Here is a 16,413-nt window from a genome sequence, read left to right as displayed (position 1 = left end):
CGCCTTCCTCGTCGAAGTCATCCGTCCATCCTCGCGGTTCCGCGGGGTCGGCCCGGTCACTCCTTCACGCTCCCGGTCGCGAGCCCCGACTGCCAGTAGCGCTGGAGGAACAGGAACGCGAGCACGAGCGGGACGATCGACACGAGCGAGCCCGTGATCACGGTCGAGAACAGCGCCTGCGAGCCGCCGCCCTGGCTCGCCGCCGACTGCAGCTGCGCCAGCCCGACGGTGATCGGGTACAGGTCGGAGCTGTTCAGCATGATCAGCGGCAGGAAGTAGTTGTTCCACGTCGCGACCAGCGAGAAGAGGAACACCGTGACCAGTCCGGGCCCGAGCAGGCGGAGCCCGACCTGCCAGAAGATGCGGAACTCGCCGGCGCCGTCGACCCGCGCGGCCTCGATGAGGCCGTCCGGGATCGCGTCGGCCGCGTACACGCGCATGAGGTAGACGCCGAACGGGCTGACCAGCGAGGGCACGATCACCGCCCACGGGGTGTCCGTGAGGCCCGCGGCCGTGAACAGCAGGTACGTGGGCAGCGCGAGCGCCGTGAGCGGGATCATGATCGCGCCGAGCGTCGCGCTGAACAGCGCCTTCTTGCCGGGGAACTCGTACTTCGCGAACGCGTACCCGGCCATCGTGGAGAGCAGCGTCGCGCCGAGCGCGGCACTGATCGAGTACACGAAGGTGTTCACGAGCCAGCGGGTGAAGATGCCGTCGCGCACCGAGAACAGCGTCTGCAGGTTCTCCCAGAGCGAGAAGTCGCCGCCGAACCACAGCCCGAAGGTCGTGAAGAGCGCGGCGTTGTCCTTCGTCGCGGAGACGAGCAGCCACCACAGCGGCAGCACGAAGTACAGCACGCACAACCACAGCATCACCGTGAGCAGCGTGCTCCGGCGTCGCTCGGGGGCGAATCGGCGGCCCGTGCGGCGCGATCCGGTCGCGTCGCCGATCGTGACCGCGGCGCGGGTCTCGGTGGAGGTCATGACTGCCCCCGTTCCCGGCGCTCGCGCCGTTGCGTGCCGAGCTGGACGACGTACGACACCACCGCGATCACGATCCCGAGCAGGAACGCGATGGATGCCGCGTAGTTGAGCTCCTGGTTCACGAACGCGAGGTTGTAGGCGTAGAAGTTCGGCGTGTAGGAGTTGATCACCACGTTGGGCGCGACGATCGACAGCAGGCTCGGCTCGGCGAACAGCTGGAACGACCCGATGACCGAGAAGATCACGGTCAGCATGATCGCCGGGCGGATGGCCGGGATCTTGATGCTCCACGCGAGCCGGAACTGGCCCGCGCCGTCGATCTCGGCGGCCTCGTACAGCTCCCCGGGGATCGACCGCAGGGCCGCGTACATGATGATCATGTTGTAGCCGACGAACTCCCACGTGACGATGTTCATCATCGACCCGAGCATGTTCTCGGCCGAGAGGAACTCGGGCGTCCCGAGGCCGACCGCCCGGGAGATCTGGGCGAGCGGGCCGAAGTCGGGCCCGTACAGGTACCCCCACATGAGCGTGGCGACCACGGCGGGCACCGCGTAGGGCATGTAGATGAGCAGGCGGATCGCCTTCGATCCCCTGGCCCGGAGGCTGTCGAGCGCGAGCGCGAAGAACAGCGCGAGGCCGAGCATGATCGGCACCTGGACGACGAAGAACAACGCCACGCGGCCGAGGCCCTCGAGGAAGAGGGGGTCGGTGATCGCCCGGACGTAGTTGCCGAGGCCGGTGAACACCTCGCCGCCGACCAGCTTGCTCTCGAACAGGCTGAGGTACCCCGAGTAGACGAGGGGCACCACGAGCATCGTGATGAACACGATGAAGAACGGCAGCAGGAACAGGTACGCAGCGAGGTACTGCTTGCGCTTCGTGGTGCTCGTGCGGTGCCGCCCCGGCGGGGCTGCGGGGCGCCCGACGGTGGTGAGCGCCTGCGTTGCGGACATGGTGGCTCCTTCTCTCAGCTGATGGAGGACGAGGCGCCCGCCGGCAGGATGCGGCGGGCGCCCGCGCGGCTCACTCGACGGTGAAGCCCTGGTCCTCCGCGTACTTCACGAGCTGGTCCTGCCACGTGTCGAGGGCGGCGGCGATGTCGCCCTTGTCGGCGATGACCGTGCCCATGGTCTCCTCGTAGGTCGAGTACACGTAGTCCATGAACGGCACCCACTCGAAGTCGGTGTCGACCGTCGTCGAGATCTCGGCGAACAGCTTGTTGACCTGCTGGCCGCCGTAGAACTCCGAGGCCTGGTCGACGAACGCCGGGTCCTCGAGCACCGAGACCTGCGGCGGGAACAGGAACTGCTCCGTCGCGAGCTTCATGGCCGACTCGTGGTCGTTGTTGATGAACTTCGCGAGCTCGTACGCCGCGATGGGGTTCTTCGACGACGCGAGCACCGCGTCGGACGAGCCGCCCCAGTTGCCCGAGACCTCTTCACCGGCGGTCCACTGCGGCAGCGGCGCGGCGCGCCAGAGCCCCGACGTGCTCTCGGCGGTGCCCTGGAGGAAGATCGGCCCCCATGCCGCCGTGAGCCAACCCGCGTACTTGCCGTTCGCGAGCCCCTGGTACCAGGTGTCGTTGAAGTCGACGTCGGTCGAGATGAGGTCCTGCTGGATCAGGTCGGTCCAGTAGGTCGCGACCTCCTTCGCGGCGTCGCTGTTCACGTCGATCTTGACGGTCTCCTTGCCGTCGTAGCCGAAGGGCTTGATGCCCGCCTGCCAGAAGAAGCCGATCATCTGCCCGGCCTGCGTCGCGCCGAGGTTCGAGATGTACGACCCGGTCGTGTCCTTCACGGCCTTCGCGGCGGCCGCGTAGTCGTCCCACGTCGCGGGCGGCTCGGTGATGCCGGCCTGGGTGAGCAGGTCCTCGCGGTAGAGGTTGCCCATCGGGCCGACGTCCTGCGGGATCGCCCACACCTCGTCGGCGGGCGAGACCTGGTTCCACGCCCACTCCACGTAGTCGCCCGACAGGTCGTCGGCGCCGTACGGGGTGAGGTCGAGCAGCGACTCGGGGAGCACGAACGACGGGATGTACTGGTACTCGATCTGCGCGACGTCCGGTGCGCCCTCGCCCGCCTCGATGGCGCTGCGGAGCTTCTGGTAGTGCGGCAGGCCCTGGCCGACGTTCTCGACCTTGACGTCGATGGCGGGGTACTTCGCCTCGAACAGCGCGACCTCGTTCTCGATGTCGGGCACCCACGTCCAGAACGTGAGCTCGGTGGGCGTCTCCATCGCCTTGTCGATGTCGTCCTGGCTGACCGGCCCCTGGTCGGCGCCGCCGCCGGAACTCGGGGTGCATCCGGTGAGCAGGAGGCCGATCGAGACGACGCCGCACGTCAGCGCCAGTGCTGTTCTCCGTGTCTTCTTCATGATGAGTTCCTTCTGTGATCGGGCGGATCGCGATGATCCCTTGGTGCTCACTCGCCGGTGGCGACGTCGACGAACGCGCGCGTCGACCATGCGGAGAGGGAGACGTGGGTCCCCGCCGCGAGCGGTTCGCCCGTGACGAGGTCGGTGACGGGGGCGGCGAGCGCGAGGCGCTGCTCGGCCCACCCCCAGTTGAAGGCGAACCACGCGCGCCGACCGTCGGGCAGGGTGCCGGAGGCGACGGTGACGGGCAGGTCGCGGGCGGGCGCGAGGGCGTCGGCGACGGGTGCGGGCACGGCCCAGCGGACCAGGTCGGCCGCGAGCGCCGGCGAGGGGACGGTCCCCACGACGGTGATGCGCCCGTCGCCGTGCGCGGTCGTGGTCGCGGCGGGGAAGTCGCCGAAGCGCGGGTGCTCGTACCGGGCGAGCACCTCGACGCGGTCGGGGTCGTCGACGATGAGCCCGTCGATCCACCGGCGCGCGGTGCGCTCGCCGGCGGCGCCGCCGATGGCGGGCCCGCCCACGCGCGCGGTGCGCTCGCCGGCGGCGCCGCCGATGGCGGGCCCGCCCACGGTTCGGGATGCCTCGATCGGGGCATCCACCGTCACCGGCACGTCGTCGCGGACGTTGGAGTACTCGTCGTAGCGCACGCCGGCCGCCTCGGCGAGGCGCGCGGGCGCGACCTCGACGCGGGCGCGGGCCTCCTCGTCGCCGTAGCCGGTGCGGATGCCGATGACGAGATGGCCGCCGGCGGCGGCGTAGTCGCGGAGCAGGTCGAGGTCGGCGTCGGATGCCGCGTACAGCGCCGGCGCGACGAGCACGGGGAACCGTCGGGCGAGCTCGGCGGCGCCGATCGCCTGCGCCTGGCCCACGTGGAGGATGCGCGACTGGGCGCCGGCCTCGAGCACGCCGCGGTGGTAGGCGTCGACGATGCGCTGGTACGACTGCCGGTCGGGGTGCCCGTCGGCGGTCGCGAGCGGCGGGAAGAACTCGAGCGCGAAGCGGCTGTCATTCGACCAGAGGATCGCGACGTCGGCGTCGGGCTCGTACCCGTCGAGGGCGTCGCCGACGGCGGCGAACGCGGCGCCGAGCTCGGCGACCTCGCGGTAGACGCGGCCGGGGACGAGGCTGTGCGGCAGGACGCCGCCCCAGTAGGTCTCGGTGCCGTAGGGCAGCGTGTGCCAGTGCCAGTACTCGATCATCGCGGCGCCTCGGGAGACGAACGCGAACGCGGCCTGCGCGAGCTGGCCCGGGTACGGCGGCAGGTTGAGGTCGGAGCCGCCGATCGACTGCGCGTCGGTCTCGGTCACGAGGAATCGGGACTGCTTCGACGAGTAGAGCCGGTCGGCCTGGCGGAGCATGCCCGCCACGCCCGAGGTGGTCCACGGGGTCATCGGCTCGAGCTCGAGCGTCGCGTCGAGGTGGTCCTGCATGGCGTAGTACGGGTTGCCGGCGGTGACGTCGAGGGCCTCGACGAGCCGGTCGTCGGCCAGCGCCGGGCGCGGGTAGGCGATGCACGTGGTGATGAACTGCTCGGGCGCGGCGTACTCGCGCACGAGGTCGGCCTGCCACGCGATGAACTCGGTCGTGAGGTCGGCCTGGTAGCGGCGCCAGGCGAGGTCGTACTGCGGCAGGGTGTTGCCGTCGGGCGTCCACAGGTCCGACCAGTCGCCGAGCCGGTGCGACCAGTAGGTGAGGCCCCACTCGCGGTTGAGCGTGTCGACGTCGCCGTACTTCGCCTTCAGGCGTCGCACGAACCGCTGGAAGCTGCCGCGATTGTGGAACAGCACCATGCCCGGCTCGTTGTCGACCTGGAAGCCGATCACCGCGGGGTGATCGGCGTAGCGGCCGACGACGGCGCGGATGACCCGCTCCGCGTGGAACCGGAAGGCGGGGTGCGAGTAGTCGACCTCCTGGCGGGCGCCCCAGGGCATCGGCTCGCCCGTGCGGGGCTCGGCGGCGATCTCGGGGTACGCGGTCTGCAGCCACGGCGGCACCGCGTAGGTGGGCGTGCCGAGGATGACGCGGATGCCCCGGGCGTGCGCCCCGTCGAGGACCGGCTGGAGCCAGTCGAGGTCGAACTCGCCGTCGCGCGGCTCCCACGTCGACCAGACCGACTCGCCGACCCGGATCACCGTGAACCCGGCCTGCTGCATGAGGTCGAGGTCGGCCTCGGTGCGCTCGTCGCGGTGGTACTCGGCGTAGTAGGCGGCGCCGAAGAGGATTCCGCTGAGCGGCTGGGCGGGTCGTGGGTCGTTCATCTCGCGTACGTACTCCGTTGTCGTCGTCTGGGGGTCCGCAGGGAATGTTTTCGGAAACATCACCGCACAACACGAATGTTGTCGATAACATTGCGTCTGTCAAGCAGAAATTCCGAGCGTGTCCCGCGCCCGCTACGGTGGGAGCGCGGCCATCGCCGGAAAGGAGCCGCACATGGAGTCGAGCGAGTCCGCCGTGACACGCAGGCCTGCGACGATCTACGACGTCGCGCAGGCGGCCGGCGTCTCGCACCAGACCGTCAGCCGGTTCCTCAAGGGATTCGAGGGCATCCGTCCCGAGACCCGCGAGAAGGTCGAGCGCGCGCTCGACGAACTCGGCTACCGACCCAACCTCACGGCGCGCAGCCTGAAGTCGGGCCGATCGCACCGCATCGGCGCGCTCACCCACGAGGTCTCGCACGTCGGTCCGAGCCGCATCGCGGCGGGCGCCGGCGCCGCCGCCCGCGAAGCCGGATACGTGCTCGACCTCGTCGCGCTCGACGTGGACGACGCGCGATCGATCGAGGAGTCCCTCGAACTCCTCACCCAGCACGACCTCGCCGGTGTGCTCGCGCTCTCCTCGACCGACGCGATGACCCGCGCCTTCGAGGAGACGCGGTTCCGCGTACCCGCGCTCATCGCCGTCTCGAGCGACTCCGACGGCGGTCGTCACGACCCCGCCGCGACGCACCTGCACGAACTCGTCGACCACCTCGCAGCCCTGGGCCACCGCCGGTTCGTGCACATCGCGGGCCCGGTCGAGTGGCCGGCGGCGCGCTGGCGCACCCAGATGTACGAGCGCGCGGTCGACGAGCTCGGACTGACCTCCGTCGGAGTGCTGCCGGGCGACTGGTCGTCGCGGTCGGGCTACCAGGCGATCATGTCGCTCCCGACCCTGCCCCACGCGACCGCCTACGTCGCGGCGAACGACCAGACGGCCCTCGGCGTCATGCTCGCGCTCAAGGAGCGCGGCGTCCGGATCCCCGAGGACGTGAGCGTCGTCGGCATCGACGACATCGGCGACGCCGCGTACTTCGACCCGCCGCTCACGACGCTCCACCTCGAGTTCGAGGCCCAGGGCCAGGCATCCGTGCTCGAGCTCATCGCGACCATCGAGGGCGCGCCCCGCACCTTCGACCCCATCGCCCAGCCCCACGTCGTGGCCCGGCGGTCGAGCGGGCCCGCCCCCCGCTGAGGCCGCGCGCCGGCACCGCCCTCCGTCCACCGCACGCGACCTCGCCGGCACCCGCACGGCCGGGTCGGCGCCGGAGTAGCATCATCGGCACCCCGGACGGGAACGGAGCATCCCATGAGCGGCAGCGGAACGAGCAGCGGCACCGGAACGAGCGACGACCCCTGGCAGCTGACCACGGCGCCCGGCTCGAGCGCCTACACGATGTACCGGGACGACGCGATGGATCCGCCCTCCCTCGTCTGCCAGGTCGGGACGACCACGCTGCGCTACCACGCCTCGGCGGTCGACGACCTGCACGCGTGGCTCGTCGCACAGGGCGACTGGGTGCCGCTCGGCGCGGCCGACGAGCAGAAGCCGGCCCCGCCCGGGTCGGTCGAGGCCTGGGGGCGCGACCCCGGCAACCCGGTCGGCGGCTGGTACGGGCTGCGCAAGGGCTACCGGGGCCGGTTCGGGATGTACCTGCCGCCGCTCCTCGAGCACCTCGGGCTCGCCGAACTCACGCACGAGAAGCGGAACAACTCGGTCCGGGCGATCTGACTCCGGGGCGCATCGGGCTTCGATCCGACGGCGCGACGGATGCCCCGTGGACGACCCGTGCGGATGTCGGCGCCCCGCGATAGCGTGCCCTCCGTACGTCGCGCAGCGCGGGGCCATCCGTGCGCCCGTCGTGCGCCGGCTCCCGACGGAAGGGACGACATGGGCCACCTCGAAGACCTCCGCAGCCAGCTCACCGGCACCCTCGTGCTGCCCGGCGAGCCCGAGTACGACGCGGCCCGCGCCGCGTGGAACCTCGCGGTCGACCAACGCCCCGCGGCGGTCGCGACCCCGGCAGACGTCGCCGACGTGCAGGCGATCGTGCGGGCCGCGCGCGCGGCGGGCCTCGGCGTCAGCACCCAGCCCAACGGGCACGGCGCCGACGCCGACCTCGAGGGCGTCGTGCTGGTCAGGCCGAGCCGGTTCGACGAGATCACCGTCGACGTCGAGGCATCCGTGCTGCGCGTCGGGGCCGGCGTGAACTGGGGCCGCGCGCTCGCCCGGCTCGACGGGACCGGCCGCATCGCGCTCGCGGGATCGAACCCCGAGGTCAACGCCGTCGCGCTCGCGCTCAACGGCGGGCAGTCCATGTTCAGTCGGCGATTCGGCCTCACCGCGCGTTCGGTGATCGCGGTCGACCTGGTGGATGCCTCGGGCGAGGCCCGGCGGATCGACGACGCGTCCGACCCCGACCTGATCTGGGCGCTGCGCGGCGGCGGCGGCCTGTTCGGCGTCGTCACGGCGATCGAGGTCGCGCTGTTCCCCGCCGATGCGCTGTTCGGCGGCAGCCTCGCGTTCCCGATCGAGTCGGGGGTCGAGGTGCTCCGCGCCGGATTCGCGCTCGCGCGCGACGTGCCCGAACTCGGGCTCGACCTCGGGCTCGCGCGCTTCCCCGACCTGCCGCTCGTGCCGCCGCCCCTGCGCGGCCGGACGGTCGCGACGGTCGCACTCGTCCACGTCGGCGACGAGGCGACCGGGCGTTCGTACGCCGACCGGCTGACCGCGGTGGCCGCTCCCGTCGCGGACACGCTGACCGCCTTCACGATCGGGTCCCTCGCGGCGGTCGCCGCGGAACCGACCGCTCCGATGCCGAACGCCGACTTCGGCGCTGCGATCGACGCGCTCGACGACGCGTTCGCCGCGGAACTCGTCGACGCGTTCCTCGCGGGCGCCGACCACGGTCTCATGCGGGTCAGCGTCCGGGCGCTCGGCGGTGCCATCGCCGACGAGCTCGGGGCCGACCTCGCCGCGGTCGGCGCGGTGCACGCCGGCGGGTTCCTGAACTCGGGCGTCGTGCTCCTCGACCCGAGCATCGACGCCCCGGCGGCGCTCCGGCCGCTCCGGGAACTCGCGGCGAGGCATCCCGGCGACCGGGTCGTGCCCACGTTCCTCGGCCGCGGGACCACGCTCGCCGACGCGTACCCGCGCGAGGTCGTCGAGCGACTCGCCGCCGTGAAGCGGCGCGTCGATCCCGACGGCGTGATCCGCGCCAACCGTCCGATCGGAGCATGAGCGACATGGCTGCCAACACGAACGCGACCGACCCGGAATTCACCGACCCGAACGTCGGCGACCCGGGCGTCACCATCCTCGACGCCGCGGTCGTCGACTGGCTGCTCTCGGCCGATCCGGGGGTCGCGTGGCAGGCCAAGCGAGACCTGCTCGACGCGCCGCCCGACGAGGTCGCCGCCGAACGCGCGCGCGTCGCGGTCGAGGGCTGGGGGCGTCGGCTCCTCGACGCCCAGGCCGACGACGGGTACTGGGGCGGTCTCGTGTACGGGCCGCATCGGGAGCGCAACACGGTCATGTGGACCATGCAGACGCTCTGGCGACTCGGCATCGATCCGGCGGATCCCGCGGTGCGACGCGCGGTCGAGCGCGTGCGCGACGGCGTCGCCTGGACCGAGGAGGAGGGCGGTCGGCCGTTCTTCTCGGGCGAGATCGAGGAATGCGCGAACGGCGGCGTGCTCGCGCAGGCGTCGTACTTCGGCATGCTCGACGCGGGCGCGGCCGACCTCGTGCCGCGCCTCGTCGGGCAGGTCCGCGGCGACGGCGGCTGGAACTGCGAACCCGATTCCGACCGGTCCTCGTTCGACTCCACGCTGTGCGTGCTCGAAGGGATCTGGGGCTACCAGGCGGCGACCGGCGACGCGGACCCCGCGCTCGACGCCGCCCGACGCAGCGGCGAGGAGGTGCTGCTCGAACGCAACCTCTACCGCCGGCTCTCCACGGGCGAGGTCGTGAAGGAGCGGTACCTGAACTTCGGCATGCCGACCTACTGGTTCTACGACGTGCTGCGCGCGCTCGACGGGTTCCGGTCGGCCGGCCGCGCACCGGACCCGCGGATCGCGCCCGCGCTCGACGTGCTCCTCGCGCAGCGCGGCGACGACGGCCGGTGGCCGGCGGGCCGGCGCTGGGCCGGCACCGAGCGCTACGAGATCGACGCGCCGCCCGGCGAGCCGAGCCCGTGGAACACGCTCCGCGCGCTGCGCGTGCTGCGCTGGGCCGCGCCGGTGCTCGACGCCGCGGCGGCCTGATCGAGCGGCGCCGGCGCGGCGGCGCCCCATCCTGACGACGAAGACCGATCGAACCGTCCGACCAACCCACCGCCCGACCTAACCGATTGAAGGAGCCGCATGTCGTTCCAGGCATATCTCGACAACATCGAGCAGAAGACCGGCCTCACGCCGCGTCAGTTCATCGAACTCGCGCACGAACGCGGCTTCGACGAGACCACCAAGGCCACGCCCATCGTCGAGTGGCTCGCGGCCGACTACGGCCTGGGCCGCGGCCACGCGATGGCGCTCGTGCACGTCATCACGAAGGGTCCGCAGATCGCCGCGAAGCACGTCGACTCGGGCACCGCGCACAGCGACCCGTCCGACACGCTCTGGCTCGACGGAGCGACGACGAACCCGAATAAATGAGCCGACGCGTACGTCCGCCATGTCGGCCGGGCGTGCCAGGCTGACCGGGTGGGGATCGAGGTGCGACCCGCGACGTCGTTCGCGGACGTGGCGACGATGGTCGGGCCCAAGCGACCCGACGCGAACGTGTGCTGGTGCCTCAGCTACCGCATCGGCTCGGTCGAGAACCAGGCGCTGCGCGGCACGGACCGTGGCGACCGGGTCGCACAGCTCATGCGCGAGGATCCGCCGCCCGGCGTGCTCGCCTACGACGGCGACGAGGTCGTCGGGTGGGCGGCGGTACATCCGCGCGCCGAGACGAGCTTCGCGCGCAACCGGCGGATCCCGCACGTCGACGACCTCGACGTGTGGAGCGTCTGGTGCATCCGGGTCCGGCCGGGGCACCGCGGGACGGGCCTCTCGCACCACCTGCTCACCGGCGCGGTCGAGTTCGCGCGCGCGAACGGGGCGCCCGCCGTCGAGGGGTACCCGGTCGACAACCGGGGACGGAAGGTCGACCTGACGATGGCGTACGTCGGTACGCGCGCGCTGTTCGAGCGGGCCGGGTTCGAGGTCGCCGCCGAGACGACCAGCGTGTTGAACGGGTTCCCCCGCGTGCTCATGCGACTCGACCTGCGGTGAGCCGCGGGCCGGCGGCGGCGGGTCGGCCGACCGTGCCCCGGGCGCCCGTCAGCCGACCGCGCCGCGTCAGCCGATCGCGGCCGGGATGCGGGCGAGCACGCCCGGCCAGCCCCGGCCCATCCCCTCGTACGCCTGCCGGCCGAGCGGGCTGTCGAGGTCGAGACCCGCGTGCGTGAAGAACAGTCGCGTGCCGGTGCCCTCGGGCTCGAGCCGGAACGTCAGCGTCGAGTCGAGCACGCCCTCGGCGAACGAGTACCGGATCATCCGGCCCTCCTCGATCTCGAGGACGCGGCAGCGCTGGGTGCCCCACGGCCCCATTTCCATGGTGAACTCGTGACCCACGACGGGCCGGAGGTCGCCGGCCGACCACCACTTCGCGACGGTCTCGGGGGTCGTGATCGCGCGCCAGACGGCGTCGACCGGGTGGGCCAGGAACTCGTCGAGCTCGATCGCGGCGTCGGTGGTGGTCATCGGTGCTCCTCGTCGAGGACCGCGCGCAGGTCGCGCAGTCGGCCCTTCCAGTACTGTTCGAACGGCTCGAGCCAGTCCGCGGCATCCGCCAGCGGCCCCGCCTCGAGGTGGTAGATGCGCTGCTGTCCCGCGCGCTCGTCGCGCACGAGCCCGACGGCGGCGAGCACCTGGAGGTGCTCGGACACCGACGGCCGGCCGATCGCGAAGTGCGCGGCGAGCTCGTTCACCGACTGCGGCCGGTGCCGGAGTTCGGTGAGGATGCTCCGCCGCGTGGGGTTCGCGAGGGCCGTGAAGACATCGGGCATGCCAGGACTATACGTCGGAAATATCCGACATGTCGAATTCCTCCGACGAATCCCCCTGGTGCGCGGTCGCCACGTCGAGCACGTACAGGGCCGCGTCGTGCCGGACGGCGCCGACCTGCAGCGCCCCGGGGAGCGTGCGCTCGACGGACATCCCGAGCCGCTCCGCGACGCGACGGCTGCGCACGTTCCCGAGGCCGATGCGCGCCTGCACCACGTCGATCCGGTCGCTCCGGCGCGCGAGCTCGACGAGGGCCTCGGCGGCACGCGTGACCAGGCCGCGTCCCTCCCACTCGCCGTCGATCCACCAGCCGATCTCCGCGACCCGGCGATCCTCCTCGAGCCGCAGCGAGATCGAGCCGACCGGCACGCCGCCGACGCGGATCACCATGGGCGCCACCGTTCCCCCGCGCCACGCCGCGAGGTTCCACTCGGTGTACTCGACCATGCCGGCCCGGGTCTGGTCGCCGTGCGCCCACCCCTCCCACTCGCGGAGCCGGTCGAGGTTGCGTTCGGTGAGGCGCAGCATCTCGTCGACCGTCCCGCTGTCGCGGAGCGCGAGGACGACCCCGCCGCCCAGGTCGATGGCGGCGTCCGGCAGCACGTCCGGGAGCATGCCCGCAGCCTAACCCCGCGCGGGCCTGCGACCGCGCGGTCGCCCCGAGTTCACCCGCAACCCCCTTCCACCGTCCGCGAGCGCGGGCTAGCGTGACAGCGGCGACAGCGCCTCGGGGAAGGACAACGGATGGCACGCATCACCGTCGGCAGCGAGAACTCGGCCGAGCTCTCGATCCACTACGACGACCAGGGCGCGGGGCAGCCGGTCGTGCTGATCCACGGGTTCCCGCTGAACGGCGAGTCCTGGGGCAAGCAGCAGGCGGCGCTCATCGACGCCGGGTACCGCGTGATCAGCTACGACCGGCGCGGGTTCGGCGCCTCGAGCAAGGCCTCGTCCGGCTTCGACTACGACACGTTCGCGGCCGACCTCCACGCGCTGATGGAGGCGCTCGACCTCCACGACGCGGTGCTCGTGGGCTTCTCGATGGGCACCGGCGAGGTCGCGCGGTACGTCGCGACCTACGGGAGCGCGCGGGTCGCGAAGGTCGCGTTCCTCGGCTCGCTCGAGCCGTACCTGCTGAAGACCGACGACAACCCGGGCGGCGCCGGACCGATCGAGTTCTTCGAGGGGATCGCGGCGAGCGTGCGAGCCGACCGGTACGCGTTCCTCACCGGGTTCTTCCGCGACTTCTACGATCTCGACGAGTTCCTCGGCTCGCGCATCTCGCAGGAGGCGGTCGACGCGAGCGTCGCGGTCGCGAACCACGCCGGCAACGTCGCGATCGCCGCGGCGCCGCTGACCTGGCCGACCGACTTCCGCGCCGACATCCCCAAGCTGGATGTCCCGGCGCTCATCCTGCACGGCACCGCCGACCGGATCCTGCCGATCGACGTGACCGCACGCCGATTCCGCGAGCTCCTGCCGGACGCGACCTACGTCGAGATCGAGGGCGCCCCGCACGGCCTGCTGTGGACCCACGGCGACGAGGTCAACGAGGCGCTCCTCGCATTCCTCCGCGGCTGACCTGCCGGAGTCGGCGAGCGCCGGTGGAGTCGGCGCGTATCGAGACCACGAACCGGATCTCGATACGCGTCACCGCTGCGCGTCGGCGCTACTCGATCACCGAGGGGACCGAGCGGAGGAGGAACTCCACACCGGCCTGTCGGAAGACGCGCGAGCCCGGGGTGTTGAAGTGGTGCCGGTCCGGGACCTCGACGAACTCGCCGCCGGGCGTCGCCTCGGCGAGCGCGCGCGAGCGCTCGATGATCGCGTCCTCGGTCCCGGTCGCGAACAGCACCGGCACGCGCGGCGGGTTCGCGGGATCCGGATCCGCGTCGCCGAGCCGCATCCCCTCGGCGAGCGCGATGAGCGCCCGAAGGTCGTTGCCCGCGACCCGCTCGGCGAGCGTCACGTACGCCTGGGTGATCGGGTCTTCGACGGGCGTGCCGTGCTCGACGAGCGCTCGCGCCTGGTCGACCCGGAGTCGCGCGAGCGGGCGCCCGTCGGGGATCCCGCCGAGCACCGCGCGGTCGATGCGCCCGGGCGCCTGCACGGCGACCTGCCAGCCGACGCGCGCTCCGAGCGAGTACCCGACGTAGCGCACGGTGTCGAGGAGGTAGGCGTCGAGCACGGAGACGACGTCGGCGACGAAGCGGTCCATGGCGTACGCGGATGCCTCGTGCGGCGTGTCGCTCGCGCCGTGCCCGCGCTGGTCGAGCCCGATGACGCGGAAGCCCGCGCGCGTGAGGTCGCGCACCCAGCCGGTGCTCACCCAGTTGTCGCGGCAGCTCGAGGCGAAGCCGTGCACGCAGAGGACGGTCGGGGCATCCTCGTCGCCCCATGAGTAGGTCGCGAGCCGCCGGCCCTCGGCCGACATCACGACCTGCGGTGCGGGCATCTCGATGAGCGAGGGCAGGGACGGGGTCACCTCGGTATTCTCCCCCGCGCGGATGCCCCGCACGGTTCCCCCGCGCGGATGCCCCGCCCGACGTCAGCCCTCGAAGTCCTCGGGTTCGACGTCGTCGAGGAACCGCTTGAACTCGTCGACCTGCTCCTCGGCCGTGCCGGCGGGCGCCGGGGCATCCGCACCGCCCGCCTCGGATCCGCCCGACTCGCCCGCGGATTCCTCGGCCGCCGGCTCGACCATCGCGGCGGGCACGCCCGCGTCGTCGACGACCTCGTCGGCGACGTGGATCGGCGCCCCGACGCGCACGGCGAGCGCGATCGAGTCCGACGGGCGCGCGTCGAGGATCGTGCGTCCCGTCGCGGTGTCGAGCGTGATCTCGGCGTAGAACGTGCCGTCCTCGATGCGTGTCACCTCCACGCGCGCCACGCTCGCCCCGACCGTGCCGAGGATCGTCGCCATGAGGTCGTGCGACATCGGGCGCGGCGCGGGTTCGTCGCTCAGCGCGATGAGCGTGGACGTCGCCTCCTGGCCGCCGATCCAGATCGGCACGACGCGGCCCTCGCCCTCCGCCTCGCCGAGCGGCTTCAGGAGGACGACGTGCTTGCCCGTGGCATCCAGTGCGATGCCGAGCACGCGGACCTGCACCATGTCGCCTCCCGCCGGACGATCGGAGGTGGGACTGCCATGCTACGTCGCGCGCCGGTCGGCCACGCCCCCGGCGCGGCCGCCCCGCGCGGTTGGGTACCGTTGTCCGGTGACCGGAACACCTCCTCCGTCGGATTCCCCCCTCCCGCACGTCGTCATCGTCGGCGGCGGCTTCGCCGGCGTGAACGCGGCCGGCGCCCTCCGCGATGCGCCCGTGCGGGTCACGCTCATCGACCGGCGCGTGTACAACACGTTCCAGCCCCTGCTCTACCAGGTGGCGACGGGCGGCCTGAACCCCGGCGACGTGACTCACTTCCTCCGCAGCCTCCGGGTCTCGCAGCGGAACCTCGACATCGTGCACGAGCACCTCATGGAGATCGACCCGGATGCCAAGCGGATCCGCCTGCTCGACGGCCAGGAGATCGCGTACGACTACCTCGTCCTCGCGAACGGCGTGACGACCACCTACTTCGGCACGCCCGGCGCGAAGGACCACGCGTTCGCGGTGTACTCGCGGTCGCAGGCCATCCGGATCCGCGACACGCTCTTCACCCGGCTCGAGCGGGCGACCCAGCAGGGCGGCCGGACGGGCGGCCTCGAGGTCGTCATCGTCGGCGGCGGGCCCACGGGCGTCGAGATGGCGGGCGCGCTCGCGGAGCTCCGCGACCAGGGCCTGCGTCCCGCCTACCCGGAGCTCGAGGGCGACGCGTTCTGCATCACGCTCGTGCAGCGCAGCGACGAGCTGCTGAAGCCCTTCGTGCCGAAGCTGCGCCGGTACGCGGAATCCGAGCTCCGCCGCCGCAGCGTCGAACTGCGGTTCGGCGCGGGCGTCGCCGCCGTGCGGGCCGACGCGGTCGAGCTCTCGGACGGCACGTCGCTGCCGTCGGACATGACGATCTGGGCCACGGGCGTCGCACCGCACGAGGAGGTGCGCTACTGGTGCCTCCCGCTCGACGCGCACGACCGGATCCGCGTCGGCGAGGACCTGCAGGTCGAGGGCCTGCCCGGCGTGTTCGCCGCCGGCGACGTCGCGATCGCGCCGCAGGACCTGCCCCAGCTCGCGCAGCCCGCGATCCAGGGCGGCGCGCACGTCGGCCGGCAGATCCTCCGCCTCATCGCGGGCCAGCCGACCCAGCGCTTCGAGTACTACGACAAGGGCCAGCTCGCGATCATCGGCCGCCGCTCGGCCGTCGGCGAACTGCCCGGCATCGCGAACCTCCCGGTCCTGCACTCGATCCGGTTCCTGCAGAAGGTGCCCGGATTCGCCCGCACCATCACGCTGACCCGCTTCCGGGCGTGGGCGGTGTGGCTGTTCGTGCACATCATGAGCCTGCTCGGCTCACGCAACCGGCTGACGACCATGGTCGGGCTCGCCGCCCGCTACGGCGCACGGTGGTACCGCACGCCCGTGCCGATCGTCGGCGACGTGCCGGCGATCCGGCCGACGAAGGCGCAGCGGCTGCGCCTCACCCCCGAGCAGCAGCGGGCGGTCGAAGAGGCCATCGAGTCGGACCGCGCCGACGAGGTCATCTCGATCGCGACGCCGGCCGAGTCGAACGCGGAGCCGTTCCAGGACTGAGCGGATGCCCGCACGGGATTACGCGGTGGTCGTTGAGTGAGGAGCGGAGCGACGAGTCGA

Annotated in this window: 17 protein-coding genes; 8 read left to right on the top strand and 9 right to left on the bottom strand. The window is 72.1% G+C overall.

Annotated features, from left to right (window positions below; translation table 11 throughout):
* Positions 1-56: 56 nt before the first annotated feature.
* The 4 genes from ACDF64_RS08825 to ACDF64_RS08810 all read right to left on the bottom strand — a co-directional run bounded on the left by ACDF64_RS08825 (position 57) and on the right by ACDF64_RS08810 (position 5,617).
* Positions 57-983 (bottom strand): carbohydrate ABC transporter permease, encoded by a 927-nt coding sequence (locus tag ACDF64_RS08825; protein ID WP_394554951.1) that lies wholly within the window; start codon positions 981-983, stop codon positions 57-59.
* Positions 980-1,939: a carbohydrate ABC transporter permease gene (locus tag ACDF64_RS08820; RefSeq protein WP_394554949.1), complete on the bottom strand. Its 960-nt coding sequence runs from the start codon at positions 1,937-1,939 to the stop codon at positions 980-982. Before ACDF64_RS08820 ends, ACDF64_RS08825 begins: the two co-directional genes overlap by 4 nt.
* A gap of 70 nt (positions 1,940-2,009) precedes the next feature.
* Positions 2,010-3,359 (bottom strand): ABC transporter substrate-binding protein, encoded by a 1,350-nt coding sequence (locus ACDF64_RS08815; protein ID WP_394554947.1) that lies wholly within the window; start codon positions 3,357-3,359, stop codon positions 2,010-2,012.
* A 47-nt stretch (positions 3,360-3,406) separates the two neighbouring features.
* Positions 3,407-5,617, bottom strand: coding sequence for a beta-galactosidase (locus ACDF64_RS08810; protein WP_394554945.1), 2,211 nt, complete (start codon positions 5,615-5,617; stop codon positions 3,407-3,409).
* Positions 5,618-5,789: 172 nt separating this feature from the next.
* On the opposite strand from ACDF64_RS08810, the gene ACDF64_RS08805 reads away from it, so the two are divergent.
* The 6 genes from ACDF64_RS08805 (at position 5,790) to ACDF64_RS08780 (ending at position 10,891) form a co-directional block, all read left to right on the top strand.
* On the top strand, positions 5,790-6,809 hold the full coding sequence (locus ACDF64_RS08805; RefSeq protein ID WP_394554943.1) for a LacI family DNA-binding transcriptional regulator: 1,020 nt from the start codon (positions 5,790-5,792) through the stop codon (positions 6,807-6,809).
* 114 nt (positions 6,810-6,923) lie between these two features.
* Positions 6,924-7,346, top strand: coding sequence for a DUF6855 family protein (locus ACDF64_RS08800; RefSeq protein WP_394554941.1), 423 nt, complete (start codon positions 6,924-6,926; stop codon positions 7,344-7,346).
* Positions 7,347-7,505: 159 nt separating this feature from the next.
* Positions 7,506-8,855, top strand: coding sequence for an FAD-binding oxidoreductase (locus tag ACDF64_RS08795; protein ID WP_394554940.1), 1,350 nt, complete (start codon positions 7,506-7,508; stop codon positions 8,853-8,855).
* A gap of 5 nt (positions 8,856-8,860) precedes the next feature.
* Positions 8,861-9,880, top strand: coding sequence for a hypothetical protein (locus ACDF64_RS08790; protein WP_394554938.1), 1,020 nt, complete (start codon positions 8,861-8,863; stop codon positions 9,878-9,880).
* Between the two features lie 99 nt (positions 9,881-9,979).
* Complete coding sequence (locus ACDF64_RS08785) at positions 9,980-10,270, top strand: DUF4287 domain-containing protein (RefSeq protein ID WP_394554936.1); 291 nt, start codon at positions 9,980-9,982, stop codon at positions 10,268-10,270.
* Between the two features lie 48 nt (positions 10,271-10,318).
* A complete protein-coding gene (locus tag ACDF64_RS08780) occupies positions 10,319-10,891 on the top strand; it encodes a GNAT family N-acetyltransferase (protein ID WP_394554934.1) in 573 nt (190 codons plus the stop codon).
* Between the two features lie 66 nt (positions 10,892-10,957).
* On the opposite strand, the gene ACDF64_RS08775 is transcribed toward ACDF64_RS08780, so the two are convergent.
* The 3 genes from ACDF64_RS08775 to ACDF64_RS08765 are packed head-to-tail and all read right to left on the bottom strand — an operon-like array spanning position 10,958 to position 12,280.
* Entirely contained in the window at positions 10,958-11,362 is a 405-nt protein-coding gene (locus ACDF64_RS08775) for an SRPBCC domain-containing protein (protein ID WP_394554932.1), read from the bottom strand.
* Positions 11,359-11,667, bottom strand: a complete 309-nt coding sequence (locus ACDF64_RS08770) for a metalloregulator ArsR/SmtB family transcription factor (protein ID WP_394554930.1) — start codon at positions 11,665-11,667, stop codon at positions 11,359-11,361. Before ACDF64_RS08770 ends, ACDF64_RS08775 begins: the two co-directional genes overlap by 4 nt.
* Positions 11,668-11,674: 7 nt before the next feature.
* Entirely contained in the window at positions 11,675-12,280 is a 606-nt protein-coding gene (locus tag ACDF64_RS08765) for a GNAT family N-acetyltransferase (RefSeq protein ID WP_394554927.1), read from the bottom strand.
* A gap of 129 nt (positions 12,281-12,409) precedes the next feature.
* Here ACDF64_RS08765 and ACDF64_RS08760 point away from each other — a divergent pair, with 129 nt between their 5' ends.
* Positions 12,410-13,246 (top strand): alpha/beta fold hydrolase, encoded by an 837-nt coding sequence (locus ACDF64_RS08760; protein WP_394554925.1) that lies wholly within the window; start codon positions 12,410-12,412, stop codon positions 13,244-13,246.
* An 88-nt stretch (positions 13,247-13,334) separates the two neighbouring features.
* Here the strand turns inward: ACDF64_RS08760 and ACDF64_RS08755 are convergent, their stop codons facing one another.
* Both ACDF64_RS08755 and ACDF64_RS08750 read right to left on the bottom strand, forming a co-directional pair.
* The gene (locus ACDF64_RS08755; RefSeq protein WP_394554923.1) at positions 13,335-14,150 is read right to left on the bottom strand and encodes an alpha/beta fold hydrolase; all 816 of its coding nucleotides are present in this window, start codon (positions 14,148-14,150) and stop codon (positions 13,335-13,337) included.
* Positions 14,151-14,213: 63 nt separating this feature from the next.
* Positions 14,214-14,777 (bottom strand): bifunctional nuclease family protein, encoded by a 564-nt coding sequence (locus tag ACDF64_RS08750; protein ID WP_394554921.1) that lies wholly within the window; start codon positions 14,775-14,777, stop codon positions 14,214-14,216.
* Positions 14,778-14,883: 106 nt separating this feature from the next.
* Here ACDF64_RS08750 and ACDF64_RS08745 point away from each other — a divergent pair, with 106 nt between their 5' ends.
* Positions 14,884-16,353 (top strand): NAD(P)/FAD-dependent oxidoreductase, encoded by a 1,470-nt coding sequence (locus ACDF64_RS08745; protein ID WP_394554920.1) that lies wholly within the window; start codon positions 14,884-14,886, stop codon positions 16,351-16,353.
* Positions 16,354-16,413 lie beyond the last annotated feature (60 nt).

Source organism: Agromyces sp. MMS24-JH15, from assembly GCF_043518605.1.
Taxonomy (GTDB): Bacteria; Actinomycetota; Actinomycetes; order Actinomycetales; family Microbacteriaceae; genus Agromyces.
Note: the sequence above shows the minus strand (reverse complement) of the source record. Positions and strands in the feature narration are given on the sequence as shown.